Below are 19,467 nucleotides of genomic sequence, written 5' to 3'. Positions count from 1 at the left end.
CAGGATGAAATTCAGATTACAGTTTTGTTACATTTGAATGATTCCTGTAACTAGGCGTCTGCGTCTGGGGCCGGGTCGCCGCCGATTTTTTTCTTCATAATCAGTTGGGCGAAAAACAGCAGCACCTCATTATTCGCAAACGAAACGCCCAGTCCGAACAGACCGAACATCCGGGAAAACTGCTGCTCGGAGCCCGCAAAAGCCGACGACCACCACCAGACCGCACCCGCCGTCAGCAGAATGTTGACGGCTGTCCCTGCCAGAAACGAAATCAGCAGCTTTTCCGTCTTCCACATCATCAGAATCCCAACGAGTCCCGTTACTACAAATCCGGCTCCCAACATGAGCCAATAAATCGCATCGTATGTCAAGGCAAGTCCCACTCCTGTTCAGTCGCATGTTTATCCCTTCCAAGGTTACCATGAAAGAAGAAGCGGTACAACCGGTTGCACAGTTCGCCGCAAAACTGTCAAACTCCCGCCGTCTGGTCATCGTCCTTCAAGAAGCGTATAATAAAATGGATACCGATTCAGGAGGTGCCGACATGGCCAAAAGTCAAGCATGGAAAAAACGGCGGAAGCTGGAGCGCGAAGGCTCTCGCAATCCCGAGCTGAACCGCGGAAGCTGGCACGGCGTCGTTCCCGTCGAACGCGCGACCCCGACGCTGCATGAGAAACAGAGACGTTTACTGGATAAGCACAAAAAGAAATGGAACCGCACGCTGCCCCCGGACAGTGACGGTTCCATTTTTTATTGTTATACAATATCCGTTCCGTTCAGACGCTGCTTCGCATACAGCGCGCTGCCGACGACGCCCGCATCTTCAATCCGTTCAGCCGGCTTGATGGCGAGATCGTCCAAGTAGAACGAAAGCGTGGACCGCTCGATTTCTTTGCGCATCGGCGCGAACAATCGCTCGCCCGCCAGCGACCCGCCGCCGCCGATCACGATCGCCTCCGGGCTGAACAGCGGAATCGCCGCCGCCAAGCCCCGGCCAAGCAGCGTCCCCGTGCGCTCCATCACGGCAATCGCCGCAGGGTCTCCTTCGTCGTATGCGCGGGATACGTCCGCGGCCGTCAGCTGCTGAAGCTTGTCTCCGGCGAAACGCTCGGCCAATATCGTCGATTCGCCCCGCTGTACCGCTTCCCTCGCTTGACGGGCAATGCCCGTTGCCGAGACGGCCGTCTCCAGGCACCCGGTCATCCCGCAATTGCAATGGTATTCAAGGCCAGGCACCGGGATGTGTCCGAATTCGCCGGCGCGTCCGCCGCTGCCGTAATACAGTCTGCCTTCGTTCACCATCGCCGCCGCGAGGCCCGTCCCGACCGTAAGACCGAATACGTGCTTGTAGCCTTGTCCGGCTCCGGCTACTGCCTCGCCGTACACATACATCCGCACATCGTGGTTGAGGTAAACAGGCAGTCCGCCGAGATGCTTGCTCAGCTCCGACGTTATTGGGACGTTTTTCCAACCGAGGTTGACGGCGAGCACCGACACGCCGTTCACATGGTCGACGAACCCGGGAATCCCGATGCCGACCGCCTCAGGCGATACGCCGGCTTCCGCGATCAATGCGCTCACGGCCTTTCCCAGCCGCTCAATCACGTCCTCGCTGCCCCGCTGCGCCTCGGTCGCCACCTTCGTCATGCGCAGCGTCCGCCCCGTCTCGTCCGTCAAACCGCAAACCATATTGGTACCGCCGATATCGATTCCTACGTAATGTTTCACCGGATCTCCTCTTTTCTTTGCGTTTCGCTCTAGTAATCTCCCCATCAGAGGACGGGAGCCGCTGGCTCCGCCAAGTACAGTGCGATCCCCTGCTCTTCCAAATACCGCTTCAGCTTCTCGTCAGCCGGCTGGTTCGTCATGCAGCCCTGCACGGCCGTCAGCGGCGCAATGCTGAACAGCGAAGTCCGTCCGACCTTCGTATGGTCGAAGACGGCAACCGTCCGGCGCGAGCGCTTCAACATCAGCCGGGCGATGTCGGCTTCCTGCTCGGAGAAGGTGGTCAAGCCCTGCTCTTCGGTAACGCCGTCCACGCCCAAAAACATCATGCCGATGTTGACGCTATCCACAATTTTCTCCGCAAGCGGGCCGCACAGCTCGAAGCTGTTGCTCCGCATCACTCCGCCGGTCAGCACCACCTGAATGCCGTCGCTCTCGGACAGCTCCATGGCGATGTTCACCGCGTTGGTCACGACGGTGATGCCCCTGCGCAGCTTGAGCTCCCGGGCGATGAGAAACGTCGTCGTGCCCCCGCTCAACCCGATGACGTCGCCTTCCTCCACCAGCGAAGCGGCCTTGGCCGCGATGGCTTCCTTTTCCAGCCACAGCAGCTCCTTCTTCTCGTTGAATGGGACTTCCCTGCCGGCGGACGGAGATGGCGTATCCAACTGCGCGCCGCCCAGGCTGCGGATCAACCCTCCCTGCTTCTCCAGCAGGTCCAAGTCGCGCCGGGCGGTCGCTTCCGAACAAGCGAACTTGTCAATGATCTCTTGAATCGTAATTTTTCCTTGGCGTTTCAGCAAGTTCATAATCTGCTCGCGCCGCCGGTCGCCCTTGCTGAGCATCTTTCCGCTCATGGCGTCCCCTCCTGTCGTTCCCATCCGTTTGACAATCTAATGAAATAATAAATCATTTTTTTGACGATATCAATCAATTTCAATCAAACGGAAAGAAGGGGGCTATCCCCTTGTGAACGAACGTTGCTAAGCAGGGAGCGGCGAGCGCGTTGAGACAAGCTTATTGCACCATGTCCCACTCGTGAATCTCATAACGGCGGGCGCCGTGGAGCACGTACGGGTCGTTCTCCGCCCAGGCCGTCGCCTCTTCCAGCGACTCGGCCTTGTATACGACCATGCCGCCGGCGCCGTCCACAAACCGTCCACTGGCGAAAATACGCCCTTGACCGCGCAGCGCCTCCAAATAAGCCAAATGCTCGGGCCGATAGGTCACGCTCTTTGCTTCATCAAGCATCGGCAAAAACACAACGAAATGCTTCATTCTGAAATACCTCGTTTCTGTATTATAATGACGGGCCGACTATTCCGGCACCGTATTGACGGGCTTTCCTTCGAGGAAAGCCCGGACGTTCGCGCACGCCGTGTCCATCAGGCGGGCCCGCGCTTCCTTCGTCGCCCAAGCGATATGCGGGGTGACGATGCAGTTCGGGGCCGCGAGCAGCGGGTTGTCCGGGTGCGGCGGCTCCGTCGACAGCACGTCCAGACCCGCGCCCGCAAGGCGGCCTTCGCGCAGCGCCGCGGCCAGGTCACTCTCGACGACGAGCGGGCCGCGGGCGGTGTTGATCAGCATCGCCGAAGGCTTCATGAGGGCGATGCGGTCTTGGTTGATCAGCCCGTGCGTCGCGGGCGTGAGCGGGCAGTGCAGGCTGATGACGTCAGCCTGCTGCAGCAGCTCCGGCAGCGTCACCCAGTCCACCCCCTCCACGGGGGTGGACTGGGTGCGTCCGCTGCCGACGGCGATGACGCGCATGCCGAACGCTTCGGCGATGCGCGCGGTTTGCCGCCCGATGCGGCCGAGCCCGATCAGGCCCATCGTTTTCCCCGCCAGCTCCACGAGCGGCGTCTTCGTGAAACTGAAATCCGGGGAAACGCTCCATTCCCCGGATTTCACCGCTTCGTCGTGCCGCCCGACGCGCTGGCACAGCTCCAGCAGCAGGGCGAACACGAACTGCGCCACCCCATGCGTGCCGTAATCCGGCACGTTGGTGACGACAATGCCCCGCGCCAACGCCGCTTCGGTATCAATAATGTTGTATCCCGTCGCCAGCACCCCGATGTAACGAAGATTCGGCAGCTGCGCAATCGTATCCGCCGACAGCGGCGTTTTGTTTGTCAGCACGATACCGGCGGCTCTTGCCCGATCCACAATCTCCTCGACCGGCGTCCGGTCGTACAGAGCAACCGATCCTAATCGTTCCAGCCCTTCCCAGCTCAGATCGCCGGGATTCAGCGTATAGCCGTCAAGTACGACAATCTGCTCCATTCCAACCTCCATATCAGCCCTAAAGTCCCGTTCCGCCCGATCATCCGACAGGAGGAAGCTTGACCCAATTATCTTCATCATACCGCTTTTTCCGTAAGGCGTAAATTGAAACCGCTCACGCTTTCTGCTTCATCCTTCAACGAAAAAAGTCCCGACTGCAAAGTCTATTCAAGACCTTGCAAGCGGAACTTTCCGTCAAGCCTGAAGCCGTGTCCGGGTCACGGCTGCTGCAGCGTCCCGATCAACCGGCGGGCCGGACCGTACGGCGTGTCGACCGTTTCATATACCCGCATCGTCAGTGGATGATCGAATTGGTCCGACGGCGTGTCGGTAAAGTAAATCGACTGCTCGCCGTTCTCTACGCGCCCCTCGCCCGTCAAGCTGAGCGTCTGTCTGGCGACTTCGCGGGTATCGCTGCCCTCGATCACCAGCTGCAGCTTGGAATAGCCCGCGTCCACGATGACCGGTTCGGTCGTCTTCAGATCGACGTTCCATTTCAGCTTGTACGTATAGGTATACGACCTCGTGGTCGGGTTTGTACCGGTCGTATAAGTCAGCGACCAGTCTTTCACCTTAAGCTCATACGGATAGAAGAAGACGGACCCTTCCTCGTTCTTCGTCTGATTCACGTTCAAACCAACCTGCCCGATTGCCGTTTTGTACGGTGCAGCGGTTTTGCTATCGCTGAACTTCAGTGTAAAATGATCCCCATCACCGGCAAGCGGCAGCATGAAGGTGTAATTCATCACGTACGCCGTTCCGGGCAGCACCTCCTGCGCCGCCGTCTTTTGCTGGCTGCCCGTGTACGAGGAGGCGCTCGCGCCGATCAGCTCCGCCGCCAATTGAGGCACCGGCAGCGGCTTGTCACTGCGGTTATCCAGCTTCAGCTTTACGACGCCGGTCTGATAGCTCTGCCCTTTGTTTTCGTACAGCCGGAAGTCCACGACCGATACGGCCAGGTCGGGATGCACCGCGCTGTTCAGCGAATCGAAGGCAAGCCGCGTGCCGAAGCCTTCCACCGTAGGAAGCGCACTTGGGCTGCCGGGCTGCGTCTCGGAAAGCGCTATGCGCAGCCGGCCAACGGAATAGCTGACGGCTGCCGCCGCATCCGTCCGGTTCGGAATTTTGTAGCTATCCGGCGTCTGCACGGTCAAACTTTCGAGCGGCTTGTCGGCTTCGTAAGGAATCGAGATGTATAAGTACTTTTTCTCTTTCGGATCGACGTTGACGGCCGCTTGATCCTGGCGGGACCCTTTGTAAATTTGACCGGCCGCCTTGCCGTCCACCGTAAACGCCGGAACTGTCTCGGTCTGGGTACCGGTATTGGTCACCAGCAGTTGAAGCAGCTCGACAGGCGCCCCATCCTTGAATTGTTTGGTCAAGCCGACCGGCGCATACTCCAAGGAAGATTCGATGCCCGGGATGGCAAACGGCGTCCCCCATGCTTTGACGGGAATCGAACCGTTATCCGTCGCGTCCCCATACCAGACCAAGCTGCTTACCGGCAGCTTTAGCATGGAGGTCTCCACTTTCGGATAGACGTCTTTGTTCACGTCCACCCATACGAGATCGGTCGGCTGCACCGCATCGGTACGGTCGATTTGCGCCATATAGCTAAGCTCGACCGAAGAGGACGCGGGTACGGAGCCGGGATTGTCTGCGCTTGGCTTAAGCACATAGCTGGTACCCGCCGACGTGACGACGCGCAGCTCATAATCCGGCACGCGGGCCGCACTCCCCCAGACGTTATACATTTTCACGACGACGCCGATGCGTGTACCGCCGTTCGCCCGTTCGCTGAGCAGGCTCTTCACCTTCACCTGCATCGGACCGGACAGCACGGCCGGATACCGCACATCGACGGCCGGCTGCGGATTTTCCGCCCGTACGGCTCCTTGAAAAGACAAGGCCAAGGACACAATCAGCGCCGTTGAAACTACTCTTTTCCATGTATGCATAGGATGTCCTCCATTATTCGTAAGTCGTTCGTTTGTCGGCGGCGAAGCGTCAGTTGCGGACAACCGCCTTGTCTTGATCTTTCAGCTCCCGCTGCCCGGATACGATCACCTGCTCGCCTTCCTTCACCCCGCCGAGCACCTCGCGGTTCGATCCGCTTTCCCGTCCGAGCGTTACCTTGCGCTTCTCGGCATGGTCGCCTGCCAGCACGAAGACGAAGTTATCGTTCCCTTCCTTCACGATGCCCGAAGCCGGAACGGTCAGCGCCTCCTGCTTCGCATCGCTGCCGAGCTGCAGCTTCACCCGCATGCCCGGCTTCAGCTTCTGATCCGGGTTAGGCGCGGTCAGCTCCAGCACATAGGTTTTGCTTTGCGGGCTCATCACATCGGCCATATAGGCGACGCTCCCCGTCATTTTCTCGCCCGTGTCCTGGATGACGAACGGAATGTCCTTTTTGCCGCGGGCCAGCTTCGCCGTCGTCTCGGTCACGTCGGCATGCAGCTTGATCGGATCGATCTGCTGAATGACGCCCGCGACATACCCGGGAGCAACGGTCACGCCCTGCTCGGGATACAAGTCCGTCAACAGCCCGCCAATCGGCGCCTTCACGTCGAAGTCGGACAAATTCTTCTCGATATCCTGCAGCGCCAGGTCCGTGCTTTCGATCTGGATTTGCAGCGGAGCGAGCGGATCGGTCGATTCCAGATTCGCAAGCTGCTTCTTCGATGTGTCCAGATCAAGAAGGGCCGTTTTCAGCTGGGTCTCCGCCTTGTCCACCTGCGATTTGGGGGCCGTGCCCGCATCATAGTCGTTCCGCGCGTTATTGTATGCTTTTTCGAGATCGGCGATTTGCAGCTCCAGCTTCTCGATCGTATTGTTCAGGACGCCTTTATTGGTGGCAATATCCTTGCTTGTTTTATCCAATTGCGATTCGAGGTTTTGCCGCGACAACCGGTTTTTCTCCTTGTTGCGGACGGCATCCGTGGAATCTAGCCGAAACAGCACTTCGCCCGCCGCGACCGCGTCCCCGCGTTTTTTGAACAGTTCCGCCACATCGCCGTTCGTTTTGACGACGACATTGGCCTGCGAGTACGGAACCGCATCGGCGTCCTGCTCCGACGAACCGTCCAGCTGCATCTTCGAGACGGCAGCCACCTTCACGGGCTTGGGCCCGCTCTCCCCCGCGTTCGCCGTCGAGCAGCCCGCGGCTGTGGCAGCGGTCAGCAGAATGGCCAGCCCGGCCAGCGCGCTCCGCTTCCAGCCGGCGTTCTCTTGGTTTTTATAGGTCATGGATTTCCCCGCTCCTTTGCTTTACCGAACGTTCGGCCGCCCGTTCGTCCTGTTGAGTTTATTCGCCCATCATATGCACGCCGCCGGACCCGCCTTTGGCTTTTGCGCCTTTGAGAAACAGGCTGAGAACAACGGCAAGCAACGAAAGTCCGGCGGTCAAATAAAAGACGTCATCCAGCGCAATGATCGTCGATTGAATCTGCACCTGTCCTCCGATATAGTTCATGGCGCTCATTTTGGCCTGCGCGGCCGACTGACCCATCGCGATAAACTGATTTTGAATTTTCGTCACTTGGTCGATCACCGTTGTCGATACCCTATTCAGCTGATCGGACAAGTAAGCCGTATGAAAATCTTTCCGGTCCCCGAATAACAGCGACAGCCAGGCAATGCCGAACGCGCCGCTCACCTGCCGGATCGTATTGGAAAGCGCGGTCCCTTGACCGACCTTCTCCATCGGCACGGTATTCATGCCTACGGTCTGTACCGGCATCATCATAAGCCCCATGCCGACCGCACGAAGCGTCAGCCAGAAAATGATCGTCGCGCGCGAGGTTTCCATGCTCAGATTCGAGGTTAGAAACAGCGCTGCCGCCGTAATCAGCAGTCCGATGACTGCCAAGGGACGCGCCCCGAATTTATCGAACAACCCGCCGGCGATCGGCATCATAATGCCGGAAGCGATCGCTTGCGGCAGCAAAATCAAGCCGGTTTCGACCGCAGATAAGCCCGAAATGTTCTGCAGGAAAATCGGGAGCAGAAACAGCATCCCCATCATGATGACGGTCACGAGGCTCGAAACGAGCAGCGACAACGTATACATGCCGTTTTTCAGCAGGCTTAAATCGAGCATCGGTTCCTTCACGGTCAGCTCCAAAACAACGAAGGTCACCAGGAACGCGAACCCTAGGGTAAGAAATACGACGACCTCGCTGTCGCCCCAGCCTTTTTCCGACACTTTGCCGATGCCGTAAAGCAGCGTGGCCAGCCCGGTGCTCGACGTAAGAAATCCCCAGACGTCGAAGCGCTTTTTGACTTCCATCTTGAATTCCTGCAGTACGGCCATCGACAGGAAGATGTCCACAATCCCGATAGGCACGTTGATCGTAAAAATAAGCCGCCAGTCCAAATATTCGACGATATAGCCGCTCAGCGTCGGGCCGGTAGCCGGGGCGAACATGATCGCGATTCCGAACAGTCCCATCGCCATGCCCCGCTTCTCGACCGGGAACATGCGAAAGATCATCGACATGCTGATCGGCATCATCGCGCCGCCGCCGATCGCCTGAATGATCCGGAACACAATCATGCTTTCGTTGCTCCATGCGATGCCGCACAGTCCGGAGCCGATCGTAAAAATAACAAGCGAAATGACATACATCCGCTTATAGCCGAAGCGGTCGCCCAGATAGCCCGTCGCCGGCACGAGCGCCCCGCTGACCAGCGAATAAGCTGTGACGACCCACTCGATCTGCGATTGGCTGACGCCGAAGACGTTCATCATTTTCGGGATCGCCACGTTGACGATGCTCGTATCGAGAATCGCCATGAAGACGCCGAGAATAATGGCCAGCATGGCAAGTCCGGACCCTTTGGAAGAGGCTTTAGCCTGATCTGTGGCTTGGTCGTTCATTCCGAGTGTTCCTCCTTCCGTTCCCGGATGCCCCTATTTCTCGATTTTGACGGTTGCATTCAAACCCGGAATGAGCCGTTTCCCTTGGAAATCGTCCAGTGCGATTTTGACCGGAATCCGCTGAATCACCTTCGTATAATTGCCGCTGGCGTTAGAGGAAGGAAGCAGGGAAAAAGAAGAATTAGTCCCGAGGCCGATCCGCTCCACCCGTCCCGTAAACTCCGTGTCCTTGAACGCGTCGATCCGGATCGTCACTTTGTTGCCCACTTGGACGCTTGTGATTTCCGTTTCCTGTAAATTGGCCGTAACGTACAGCTGATTCAGATCGGCATTCAAAGCAAGCGTCCCGCCAGGCGCAACCGTCTGATCCTTCACCGCGTTCGATTGAATCATCGTTCCGGCATCCGGAGCAATGATCTCCGCCGTCATGGCCGGGGTCGTTCCTTTGGCCGGCGATGTCTCCACAATGCCGAGCACGTCGCCTTTGCCGAACGAGTCGCCCTCCTTATAGCGCCACTCGATCAGCTTCCCGGCGGCCAGCGAGCCGATGGCGCGCAGATCGCCCTGCACTTTCGCATCCTCTGTCGTTATGTACTTGCTCGCGATATTGTAGTAGTACGCACCGGCGGTCCCTCCCCCCACCAGCACCAAAGCCAGTACGGTCAGCATAATGATTTTTTTCTTCATTCGGATGAAGCTCCTTTCCTAAGGTCCCGTGTCGGTGTCTTAATGCTCAAGCCAGCGTGGAGATCATTTTGCGGACCAATGCGATAAACTGCTCCGTCTCTTCCTCCGATAAGCCGCCGAACATTTGCATCAGCAGCTTTTGTTTGAACAGCCGAAATTCCTTCATGTGATTGACCGCCTCATCGGACGGCTCGAGCCAAACGACGCGGCGGTCCGCTTCGTCCCGGCTCCGCTTCACAAAGCCGGCTTGCTCCAGCCGGTTCACCGCGATCGTCGTCGCGCTTGCCGATAGCTGCAGTTCCTCCGCCAGCTCGGTCACGGTCACCCGCTGCTTGCCGCACAAGGCATGCAGCAATTGGATTTGCTGCTTCGACAAGTCTGCATCAGGTGGCGACCAGCGGCGGGCGTGGCGCACGGCGACGGCAATCAGTCCTTCCAGCTCCGTCAGCTTTTGCTCCAGATTGCTCAAGGCTTCCCTCCTCTTATTATTTTTAGATTAAAATAATTTTATAGTGCAATGATTTAACATTAAATAAATTAACACGGAAAATTTTTAGCGTCAATCAAAATTTTCATGACAAAAATGTGGCGTTGAAAACTTTTTGAAACCAAAGGGGGCAACCTGCGTATTACTTAATATTTTGTCGAACTCTATCTTTACCGGTAACAATTTAAGGGGGCTATTATGGTACACCGACAAGATTTATATGAGCTGGAGGAAGCGTTCCGCCTAATGTTTCGCAAAGTGAAAGCCAGTTGGACCCGCTTTGAAGCGCATGGCGTCTCCGCCTCGCAAGCGGTTATTCTGGAAAAATTGCAAAACGAAGGTCCGCTGAAGGTCTCACAAATCGCCGACGCGCTCTGGATCACGTCGGGCGCGGTGACATCGCTTTCCGATAAGCTGATTTCCGGCGGATTCGCCGAAAGAACCCGCTCCGAGGAAGACCGGAGAGTGGTCTATATGGAGATTACCGAGAAGGGAAAAGAAATCATCGAGGAGCTCCACCTGCACCGCCAGCGAGTGGTCGAGGAGTATTTCGGAAAGCTGCCCGACGAGGACATTAAACATTTGACCCGCATTTGCAAAGCGATATTGACTGAAACGCAAGAAGTAAACGTGTAAGCGGCGAAGGCAACCCGGTCGGGAAGCCTTCGTTTTGCTTTTCTATCATTTTTTCGCGAAACGTTCATAAACTGGTAGCATACGGCAGGAAAGGATGCGATCACCTTGGTCCATACGATCTCGTTTCTCATGTGCCTGATGCTGCTCGGCATGATCATTGTCGCTTTTATGGCTGTGCTGCTGGAGTTCGTTCTGCGCGATACGACCGATTACGATATGGAATATTTGTGGAATCATAAGTACACGCTGGAGGATTTGCACCTGGACGGACGGAAAGAATGGAAATGACGTATACGAGGCTCCCGGGCGGCGATATCGCTTGGGGGCTCTTATTTTTATAACGCGTTTCTTTCACGGCAGACAAAAGCCGCACGATTTCCCACGTCGCACATGTCTTGCCCGCAGAACGAATACGTGCTATATTATCCAATATCCCAATCATCGGATGTTTGGAGGTTTACAAGATGGAATTGAAACAAACCACGCGCTCCACGCTGGTGGAACAGGTCGTTTCCCAGATGGAATCGCTTATCGAATCCGGTCAATGGCCGGTCGGATCGCGCATCCCGGTCGAGCCTGAGCTCGTCAAGCAGTTAGGCGTCAGCCGGAATACCGTTCGCGAGGGGGTGCGGGCCCTAATCCACGCCGGACTTCTGACGGCACGCCAGGGCGACGGCACTTACGTGCGCTCTTCAAGCAGCCTCGGTCCCGCTCTCGTGCGCCGGTTGCGGCGCTCGAACGCCACAGAGACGCTGGAGGTCCGCTGCGCGCTCGAACAGGAGGCGGCAAGGCTGGCTGCCATGCGGCGTACGCCGGAGGACATCGAGACGTTCCGCTCCCTGCTGTCGGCATGCGATGCCGCTGCGGCGGCGCAGGACATCGAAGGCTACATCGAAGCGGACCTGAAGCTGCATCATGCGATCGTCCGGGCAACCGGCAATAGCGTCTTGATCGACCTCTATGAGCACATGACCGATGCCTTGGAATCGTCCATCGACCAGACCCTCGACCTCTCGGTCATCGTAGACGGAGCCTCTCGCTCGCACTGCCAAATGGTCGACGCCATCGCCGCCCAAGACCCGGCTGCGGCCGCCGAAGCCGTACGCCGCTATATCCGGGAATCGCTGAACCTTCTGCAAGAAGATGTGCGCAAGGAGGGGTCCGTATGATTCCGGCTCAAGATGCCGTCAGCTCTCGAGTGCAGACCCGTGCCGGTCTAAGCCTGCTTATTATCGGCATCGTCCTGATTGCCGCCAACCTGCGCGCTCCGTTAACGGCCGTCGGGCCGATTATCGGAGAAATACGCGGGGAAACGGGGATTTCCAATACGTGGGCGGGCATGATGACCACGCTCCCGCTGCTTGCTTTCGCGCTCCTTTCACCGCTCTCGCCGCGGATCGCCCGGCGGCTGGGCATGGAGCATACGCTGTTCGCCGGTCTGATCGTCCTGCTTGCAGGCATTTTGCTGCGCTCGCTTTCTTCGGTCGCGGCACTGTTCGCAGGCACGGCGCTTATCGGTGTCGCCATTGCCGTGAGCAACGTGCTGGTGCCGGCCTTGATCAAGCGGGAGTTCCCGAACAACGTCGGAACGATGACCGGGATTTATTCCGTCTCCATGAATCTGTGCGCCGCCGTCGCTTCGGGGGTTAGTATCCCGATTTCGCAGGGGCTAGGCTTGGGATGGCGGGGGGCGCTCGGCAGTTGGGCGCTTCTGGCCATCGTCTCCCTCGCCGCTTGGCTGCCGATGCTTCGTTCGCGCCAGCTTCCGCAAGCGGTACAGACGAGTGCGGCCGTCAAAAGCGATTCGCTCTGGCGCTCTCCGCTGGCTTGGCAAATTACGCTGTTCATGGGACTGCAGTCGCTGTTTTTCTATGTCAATATTTCCTGGTTCCCTGCCATATTGCAGGATCGCGGCATGAGCGCGGTGTCCGCCGGTTGGATGATTTCGATCATGCAGTTCGCAAGCCTACCGGCGACGTTCTTTATGCCGATCCTTGCCGGGCGGCGTGCCGATCAGCGGGGCTTGGCCGTCGGCGTCGCTTCCCTATTTTTAGTTGGATATCTCGGGCTGCTGGTTACCGATACGGCCTGGCTCGTTCCACTCTGGGTCATTCTCGTCGGCATCGGCGCAGGGTCTGGCTTCGGGCTGGCCGTCATGTTCTTCGCCCTGCGCACGAAGTCGGTTCGTCAATCCGCAGAGATGTCCGGCATGGCCCAATCGTTCGGGTATTTGCTGGCTGCGGTCGGCCCGACGCTCTTCGGCTTCATTCACGACTCGACAGGCGGCTGGACCATTCCCCTAATCCTGCTTCTCGTCGCTGCAGGCGGGCTGCTGTTGGCCGGTCTGAAGGCCGGGAAATACGGCTACGTGATGGCTGAAGCTGACAAGGAAAAGGAAGCTGCAAAAGGGAATCGCTGAGCAGGTACGTCAAAACGCGGGAAGTCCGGAGAGGGCTTCCCGCGTTTTTTCACGTTATTCTCCCGACGTGCGAGCGCAAAAAAAGCCCGATACGATCGATCGGGAACGATCTGTATCGGGCGATAACGCCATATATTCATCTCGGTCAAGCCGGCTGTACTTGTCCTGCGGGTTGCGGCTCCGCTGCCGGCAGCTTGCCTTGACGGACGAGCACCCTTAGCAGCGCTTGGGCGACCTCCGGGTCGAACTGCGTTCCGCTGTACCGCCGAAGCTCTTCGGCCGCCGTCTCCGTCGACAGCTTCGCCCGGTAGGACCGGTTCGTCGTCATCGCGTCGAAGGAATCGCTGGCCGCGAGTATGCGCGCCCCCAGCGGGATTTCTTCGCCTTTTAAGCCCATCGGATAGCCTTTACCGTCCATCCGTTCATGATGGTGCCGGACCATCGCGGTGACGCCGAGCTCCTGCAGTCGTTTGATGCCTTTGATGATCTGGTAGCCGTCTTCCGCATGACGCTTCATGATGTCGTATTCCTCTTCGGTGAGCCGGCTTTCCTTCTTGAGTATCGATTCCGGCGTACCGATTTTGCCGATGTCGTGAATGAGTCCGGCCAGATGAACGGCCTCCGTCTCCTGCTTGGACAAACCCAACTCTACGGCGATATCCCGAGCGTAATCGGCCACATTCTTCGAATGGAACGCCGTGTACGGGTCACGCGCGTCGATGCTTTTGGAGAACGAGAGAATCGTGTTCATGAACAGCTCCTCATACTCTTCGCGCTGCCGGAAGTTGCGCCGGGACACAATGACGACCCGCTGCACCAGCAATGCGAGCAGCAGCAATCCCCCCGCTCCGGCCAGACCGGGCCATCCGGCCCCTGTAAAATACACCCACAGTGCCGTAACCCCCGCCGAAAATGCGCCGACCAAATAAACGTTGAACACGAACAAAGCAAATATGAGCACGGGAACCGCATATAACCCGAGCAGCGCCGGCGACTGGACATTCATGTTGATCCAGACCGCAGCGAGCAGGCTGACGAACATGACCAGCCACAGCCCGTAGCTGATTTTCCTTCCCAACGATACCGGACAAAAATACGTATTGCCGCCGATCCGAATCCCCGTATGCCAGAGCTCTTCGGACTCCATGGCACCCGCCCCGGATTCGGACTTGATCCATTCCATCTTCACTATCGTTCCCCTCCCGTAGTATGGATTGGCAGAACCGGGTAATTCGACCTACATAACCCTAAGCGTACACCCCGGGATGGGCCTTGTCAACGAAAGTTGCGCGACGAAAGTCTCAAAAACGGGACGGATACAAGAGATTAAGGTTAAGGCAGCATCGCCGCAAAAATACGACGGAGACCGGATCAGCCGCTTACGGATTCGGCAAAGAGAGCTGGTACTCGTTCCACAAAGAGAGGACATCGGAACCCGTCAGCTTCTGGAATACGCTCTCGTTCCATTCCACGCCGTCGAATGGCGACAGGCTCTGGTTCAGCTCCCGCAAAAATCCGGGACGCTTATGCTCGTCGATCCAAACGAAGAAATTGCCCGTCACCCCGTAGCCGTCCTTCCAGGTGCCTCCTTTTCGTACCGAGAGACGGTCGTGATAACCGACTTTGAAGCGAATCGCATCAGCCATGCCTTCGATCATATACCCGATCTGATCGTAGCGGTCGTCATCCAATTGATAAAGATGCGTCAGCTCATGATACAAAATGCCCAAAATCTCATGCCGCAGCGGCGTGCTGGAATTGCTGACGTTTTTAAGATGCCGCGAGCTGATGGTGACCTGCCCCTCCACAGGGGTCCCGCCGGCCCAGGCGACCCCATCCTCGTCTTTAATGAAAATGACGACCTTCTTCGGACCCACATCCATCCGGTTCGGTTGTCCGTACAAGATTTCGTTTAGTTTCAAAATAATCAACTTGATTTGCTCCTGCGCATCCGGAAGAGCTTGATCGAACAGCTTGCCGTTTCCTTGGGCATCCAGATTGCGGATTTCAATGCCGGGCAGGATGCTTTGAAACGGGCTATCTTTAGGGATGAACTCAATTTCCGCAAGCTGCAGCTCGTTGCCTCCGTTGGCTTTCATGTTTAGCTTATAATAGCTGTATTTCGCGTCGGAACGGACGCTGTAGCCGGTCCGCTGATAGCGGTATCGGAATTGCTCTCCCTTGCGGGTATCCAAAGTAACCCACTGCTTCCCATCGTTTGATGCTTGAAGCGTCCATTCGGCCGGATCGCGCTCTTGGAAGTCGTTAGCCGAAGTCAAAGCATAACCGTCGATGGCAATCGGCCGGTCGAAACGATAAGTGACCCAACCGGACTTCTGGAAGGTCAGCCATTTGGTCAGACTGGACCCGTCGTTCAGCTTGTCCTTGCCTTCGTCCGGCAGGTTTTCGCCGCTTGCCGTAATCTGTGCCTTGGCCGGTTCGGGCCACTGCTGCGCATCGTAAAGCTTCACCTCGGAAAGCTGAAGAATCGATCCGCTATGGTTGCTTAATTCCAGCCGATAATACTTATACGCCGTTTGGTTCGGGATGTTGTACGTCTTCGTCTGGAACCGCCAATCGAAGCTTTCATTCTGGCGGGTATCCAGCACGGTCCAGTCCGTTCCGTTGTTGGAGCCTTTCAAGGTCCAATCCTTCGGGTCACGCTCGGGGAAATCATTTGCGGCGGTAATCGAGTAGGAAGTAATCACATAAGAGCTTTGGTTCGGAAAAGCATACTGAAGCCACCCTGTGCTTTGAAAGGTCAACCACTTAGTCTTCAAGAGATTATCGAACGAGTTCTCCTTCTCCTCCTCGGCCGGGCTTTGGCCGTTGGACGTCACCGTGCCGCCTTGCGTTCTCTCAATGGGAAAGGCGGCGGCTTGCGGGGAAGCATCGGCAAAGACCGATGTGGTCGCACCTGCAAGCATCATAGCGGCTAACAAAAGACTCTTCTTCATCCTAATATTCCTCCTTATCGTATACTCGGCCTTTCAGCCTTAGAAAGCCTATGAAACGATGATCGCGGCACCCTCCTCTCTGCAAATGCAAGACTACTAATATAGTATCATTAATTCCATATTATTCCAATACATGAAATAACCTTTCTGCCGCCATCCTAAGGAGGCAAGGCCGATTTTTACCATGCCCAAAGGAGCTGAATTGCGATGAGCCATTCAAAACGCCGCAAGGAAAACCAATGGAAAATCCGCAAGCAAACCCAGCAGCCGCACGGTAAAATCAAGTCCTTGGCTGCGTATTCGGACGAGTACGACGCGCAGCAGCCCAGCCGCTAAAACGCGAAAGACCCTGCGGATGGCATGTCCGCAGGGTCTTCCTTCTAAGCTTGCTCTCTTCCCTGATCAATCAAACGTTTCGCCCGCTCCAGCTCCCGGTCGCTTGGCGTCGGCACATGCTCCAGCGGATAGGCTTTTCCGAGCTGCTCCCACTTGTAGACGCCCATCCGGTGGTAAGGCAGCACCTCCACTTTTTGCACGTTGCCCAGCGACCCGATGAAGCGGCCAAGCTCCAGCAGATCCCCCGCGTCGTCGGTGACGCCCGGGATCAGCACATGGCGGATCCAGACCGGCTGTCCGCGGTCCGACAACCAGCGGGCAAACCGGAGTATTCGTTCGTTCGGCTGGCTTGTCAGCGCCCGATGCTTGTCGCTGCGGATATGCTTGAGGTCCAGCAGGACGAGATCCGTCACGTCCATCAGTTCCCCTGCATGCTCCGGCTCGCAGAAGCCCGACGAGTCCAGCGCGGTATGCAAATTCCATCGTTTCTTCGCTTCCCGAAACAGCGCGGCCACAAAGGGAGCCTGAAGCGTAGGTTCGCCGCCGGTCACGGTCAATCCGCCGTTCGAGCTGCGGTAATACGGAAGAAACGGCTCGATTTCGTCCAGCACGGACGCGACCTCTACCACACGGCCTGTGGCCGTCTCCCACGTGTCGGGATTATGGCAGAACCCGCATTGCAGAGCGCAGCCCTGCATAAAGAGCACGAAGCGGATGCCCGGCCCGTCTACCGTGCCGAACGTATCGAGCGAATGGATGCGTCCTTTCATCCGATCGAGCCGTGGAACGTCCGGTTGATGACGTCAAGCTGCTGCTCCCGGGTCAGCTTGATGAAGTTGACGGCATAGCCCGATACGCGGATCGTCAGCTGCGGATATTCCTCCGGATGCTCCATTGCATCCAGCAGTTGCTCGCGGTTGAACACGTTCACGTTCAAGTGGTGGCCGCCGCTTGTCGCGTAGCCGTCCAGCATCGCGACGAGATTTTGCGATCTCACGTCTGTCTCCCGGCCGAGCGCCTTCGGCACGATGGAGAACGTGTTCGAGATGCCGTCGAGGCAGTGCTCGTAAGGCAGCTTGGCTACCGATGCCAGCGAAGCGAGCGCGCCTTTGCGGTCGCGGCCATGCATCGGGTTCGCACCAGGTGCGAACGGCTCGCCGGCTTTCCGGCCGTCCGGCGTGCTGCCGGTCTTCTTGCCGTAGACGACGTTCGACGTAATCGTCAGCACGGACATTGTAGGCAGCGCGCCGCGGTACGTCTTATGCTTGCGCAGCTTGTTCATGAAGGACTCAGCCAGCTCTACGGCCATCCGGTCAACCCGTTCGTCGTTGTTGCCGTACTGCGGATACTCGCCGGTAATCTCGAAATCGACGGCGATGCCTTTTTCGTTGCGGATCGGCTTCACCTTGGCATAACGGATGGCGCTCAAGCTGTCCGCCACGACGGACAAGCCCGCGATGCCGCAAGCCATCGTCCGCAAAATCTCCCGGTCGTGCAGCGCCATCTCCAGCCGCTCGTAGCTGTACTTGTCGTGCATATAATGAATGACGTTGAGTGTGTTCATGTAAAGCTTCGCGAGCCAATCCAACATTTTGTCGTATTTGCTCATGACTTCGTCGTACGAGAGCTCATCCGAGGTAATCGGCACCGTCTCCGGCCCGACTTGAATGCCGAGCTTCTCGTCGACGCCTCCGTTGATCGCATACAGCAGCGCTTTGGCAAGGTTCGCCCGCGCTCCGAAGAACTGCATCTGCTTGCCGATCCGCATCGCGGATACGCAGCAGGCGATCCCGTAGTCGTCGCCGTACTCCATCCGCATCAAATCGTCGTTCTCGTATTGAATCGAGCTCGTCTCGATCGACACTTTGGCGCAATATTGCTTAAAGGCATCCGGCAGATCGGCCGACCACAACACGGTCAAGTTCGGCTCGGGCGCCGGGCCGAGGTTGTAGAGCGTGTGCAGGAAGCGGAAGGAGTTCTTCGTTACCCGCGTCACGCCGTTCATCCCCATGCCGCCGACGGATTCCGTCACCCAAGTCGGGTCGCCGCTGAACAGTTCGTTGTAGTCCGGCGTGCGCAAAAATTTCACGATCCGCAGCTTCATGACGAATTGGTCGATCAGCTCCTGCGCTTCTTCCTCAGTCAGCGTGCCGTTCTGCAAATCCCGTTCAATGTAGATGTCAAGGAAGCTGGAGACGCGGCCCAAGCTCATCGCGGCGCCGTTCTGTTCCTTAATCGCGCCGAGGTAAGCAAAGTACAGCCACTGTACCGCTTCCTGCGCATTCGTGGCCGGGACCGAGATGTCGTAGCCGTACGATTGCGCCATCCGCTTCAGTTCGTCCAAGCTGCGGATTTGCTCCGACAGCTCTTCTCTGGCGCGGATGATGTCTTCCGTGATCGCATCGGTTTCCAGCTGAAGCAGATCGTTCTTCTTGTCCGCGATCAACCGGTCCGTACCGTAAAGCGCTACGCGGCGGTAGTCGCCGATGATACGGCCGCGGCCGTAGGCGTCCGGCAGCCCGGTGATAATCCCGGCCTTTCTTGCGGTCTTCATGTCAGTCGTATAAGCGTCGAATACGCCTTGGTTATGTGTTTTCCGGATGTCGGTGAACAGCTGCACCAGCTCTTGCGGCAGTTCGAAGCCGTAAGCCTTGCAGGCGTCGACCACCATGCGGATGCCGCCGAACGGCTGGACGGAACGTTTGAGCGGGGCGTCGGTCTGGAGACCGACGATCCGTTCTTTTTCTTTGTCAATGTACCCCGGCGCATGGGAAGTAATGGTGGAGACGGTGTGGACATCAACGTCCAGCACCCCTCCGTTTTCCCGTTCCTTGCGCATCAGTACGCTAAGCTGCTGCCAGAGATCCGTCGTTGCTTCCGTCGGTCCGGCCAGAAATTCCGAGCCTCCCGTATAGGGTGAAATATTCCGGTCGATGAAATCTTTTACGTCGATCCGATGCTGCCACTTGCCCGACACGAACTGGCGCCAAGCCTCCGATGGTTCGGGATTCCGGTTCAATTCTGTTTCTTTCAAGCTCATAGTTGGGTCTCCTCTCCAAGA

At 57.4% G+C, this 19,467-nt stretch carries 19 protein-coding genes; 5 read left to right on the top strand and 14 right to left on the bottom strand.

The window, feature by feature from the left end; genetic code table 11:
- Positions 1-50 precede the first annotated feature (50 nt).
- The 10 genes from NI000_RS18965 to NI000_RS18920 all read right to left on the bottom strand — a co-directional run bounded on the left by NI000_RS18965 (position 51) and on the right by NI000_RS18920 (position 10,040).
- A complete protein-coding gene (locus NI000_RS18965; protein ID WP_253413028.1) occupies positions 51-371 on the bottom strand; it encodes a hypothetical protein in 321 nt (106 codons plus the stop codon).
- Between the two features lie 385 nt (positions 372-756).
- Positions 757-1,728 carry an ROK family protein gene (locus NI000_RS18960; RefSeq protein WP_253413027.1) on the bottom strand — a complete coding sequence of 324 codons (972 nt, stop codon included), beginning with the start codon at positions 1,726-1,728 and terminating at the stop codon, positions 757-759.
- A 44-nt stretch (positions 1,729-1,772) separates the two neighbouring features.
- A complete protein-coding gene (locus NI000_RS18955; RefSeq protein WP_253413026.1) occupies positions 1,773-2,582 on the bottom strand; it encodes a DeoR/GlpR family DNA-binding transcription regulator in 810 nt (269 codons plus the stop codon).
- A 160-nt stretch (positions 2,583-2,742) separates the two neighbouring features.
- The gene (locus NI000_RS18950; protein WP_253413025.1) at positions 2,743-3,003 is read right to left on the bottom strand and encodes a YciI family protein; all 261 of its coding nucleotides are present in this window, start codon (positions 3,001-3,003) and stop codon (positions 2,743-2,745) included.
- A gap of 39 nt (positions 3,004-3,042) precedes the next feature.
- Positions 3,043-4,005 carry a D-2-hydroxyacid dehydrogenase gene (locus tag NI000_RS18945; RefSeq protein ID WP_253413024.1) on the bottom strand — a complete coding sequence of 321 codons (963 nt, stop codon included), beginning with the start codon at positions 4,003-4,005 and terminating at the stop codon, positions 3,043-3,045.
- 218 nt (positions 4,006-4,223) lie between these two features.
- The gene (locus NI000_RS18940) at positions 4,224-5,963 is read right to left on the bottom strand and encodes a hypothetical protein (RefSeq protein WP_253413023.1); all 1,740 of its coding nucleotides are present in this window, start codon (positions 5,961-5,963) and stop codon (positions 4,224-4,226) included.
- A gap of 49 nt (positions 5,964-6,012) precedes the next feature.
- A complete protein-coding gene (locus tag NI000_RS18935; RefSeq protein WP_253413022.1) occupies positions 6,013-7,251 on the bottom strand; it encodes an efflux RND transporter periplasmic adaptor subunit in 1,239 nt (412 codons plus the stop codon).
- A 58-nt stretch (positions 7,252-7,309) separates the two neighbouring features.
- A complete protein-coding gene (locus tag NI000_RS18930; RefSeq protein WP_253413021.1) occupies positions 7,310-8,884 on the bottom strand; it encodes a DHA2 family efflux MFS transporter permease subunit in 1,575 nt (524 codons plus the stop codon).
- A 33-nt stretch (positions 8,885-8,917) separates the two neighbouring features.
- Positions 8,918-9,571 (bottom strand): HlyD family secretion protein, encoded by a 654-nt coding sequence (locus NI000_RS18925; RefSeq protein WP_253413020.1) that lies wholly within the window; start codon positions 9,569-9,571, stop codon positions 8,918-8,920.
- A 46-nt stretch (positions 9,572-9,617) separates the two neighbouring features.
- Positions 9,618-10,040, bottom strand: coding sequence for a MarR family winged helix-turn-helix transcriptional regulator (locus NI000_RS18920; protein WP_253413019.1), 423 nt, complete (start codon positions 10,038-10,040; stop codon positions 9,618-9,620).
- A 216-nt stretch (positions 10,041-10,256) separates the two neighbouring features.
- On the opposite strand from NI000_RS18920, the gene NI000_RS18915 reads away from it, so the two are divergent.
- From NI000_RS18915 to NI000_RS18900, 4 genes are all read left to right on the top strand, one after another.
- A complete protein-coding gene (locus NI000_RS18915) occupies positions 10,257-10,694 on the top strand; it encodes a MarR family winged helix-turn-helix transcriptional regulator (RefSeq protein WP_054977682.1) in 438 nt (145 codons plus the stop codon).
- A gap of 105 nt (positions 10,695-10,799) precedes the next feature.
- Positions 10,800-10,982: a hypothetical protein gene (locus NI000_RS18910; RefSeq protein WP_253413018.1), complete on the top strand. Its 183-nt coding sequence runs from the start codon at positions 10,800-10,802 to the stop codon at positions 10,980-10,982.
- Positions 10,983-11,158: 176 nt separating this feature from the next.
- Positions 11,159-11,863: a FadR/GntR family transcriptional regulator gene (locus NI000_RS18905; protein WP_253413166.1), complete on the top strand. Its 705-nt coding sequence runs from the start codon at positions 11,159-11,161 to the stop codon at positions 11,861-11,863.
- On the top strand, positions 11,860-13,113 hold the full coding sequence (locus NI000_RS18900) for a CynX/NimT family MFS transporter (protein ID WP_253413017.1): 1,254 nt from the start codon (positions 11,860-11,862) through the stop codon (positions 13,111-13,113). Before NI000_RS18905 ends, NI000_RS18900 begins: the two co-directional genes overlap by 4 nt.
- A gap of 145 nt (positions 13,114-13,258) precedes the next feature.
- Here the strand turns inward: NI000_RS18900 and NI000_RS18895 are convergent, their stop codons facing one another.
- Both NI000_RS18895 and NI000_RS18890 read right to left on the bottom strand, forming a co-directional pair.
- Complete coding sequence (locus tag NI000_RS18895) at positions 13,259-14,296, bottom strand: HD-GYP domain-containing protein (RefSeq protein WP_253413165.1); 1,038 nt, start codon at positions 14,294-14,296, stop codon at positions 13,259-13,261.
- Between the two features lie 196 nt (positions 14,297-14,492).
- On the bottom strand, positions 14,493-16,070 hold the full coding sequence (locus NI000_RS18890; RefSeq protein WP_253413016.1) for a basic secretory protein-like protein: 1,578 nt from the start codon (positions 16,068-16,070) through the stop codon (positions 14,493-14,495).
- Positions 16,071-16,277: 207 nt separating this feature from the next.
- On the opposite strand from NI000_RS18890, the gene NI000_RS18885 reads away from it, so the two are divergent.
- Positions 16,278-16,406 (top strand): DUF6254 family protein, encoded by a 129-nt coding sequence (locus tag NI000_RS18885; protein ID WP_253413015.1) that lies wholly within the window; start codon positions 16,278-16,280, stop codon positions 16,404-16,406.
- A 44-nt stretch (positions 16,407-16,450) separates the two neighbouring features.
- Here NI000_RS18885 and pflA read toward each other — a convergent pair whose 3' ends face one another.
- Together pflA and pflB are read right to left on the bottom strand one after the other, a co-directional pair.
- The gene (gene pflA, locus NI000_RS18880; protein WP_253413014.1) at positions 16,451-17,176 is read right to left on the bottom strand and encodes a pyruvate formate-lyase-activating protein; all 726 of its coding nucleotides are present in this window, start codon (positions 17,174-17,176) and stop codon (positions 16,451-16,453) included.
- Positions 17,173-19,446, bottom strand: a complete 2,274-nt coding sequence (pflB, locus tag NI000_RS18875; protein ID WP_253413013.1) for a formate C-acetyltransferase — start codon at positions 19,444-19,446, stop codon at positions 17,173-17,175. The genes pflA and pflB overlap by 4 nt, the downstream gene beginning before the upstream one ends.
- Between the last annotated feature and the right edge of the window lie 21 nt (positions 19,447-19,467).

This window comes from Paenibacillus tyrphae (assembly GCF_024158745.1).
GTDB lineage: Bacteria > Bacillota > Bacilli > Paenibacillales > NBRC-103111 > Paenibacillus_G > Paenibacillus_G tyrfis_A.
This window is presented reverse-complemented; position numbering and strand designations above follow the sequence as displayed.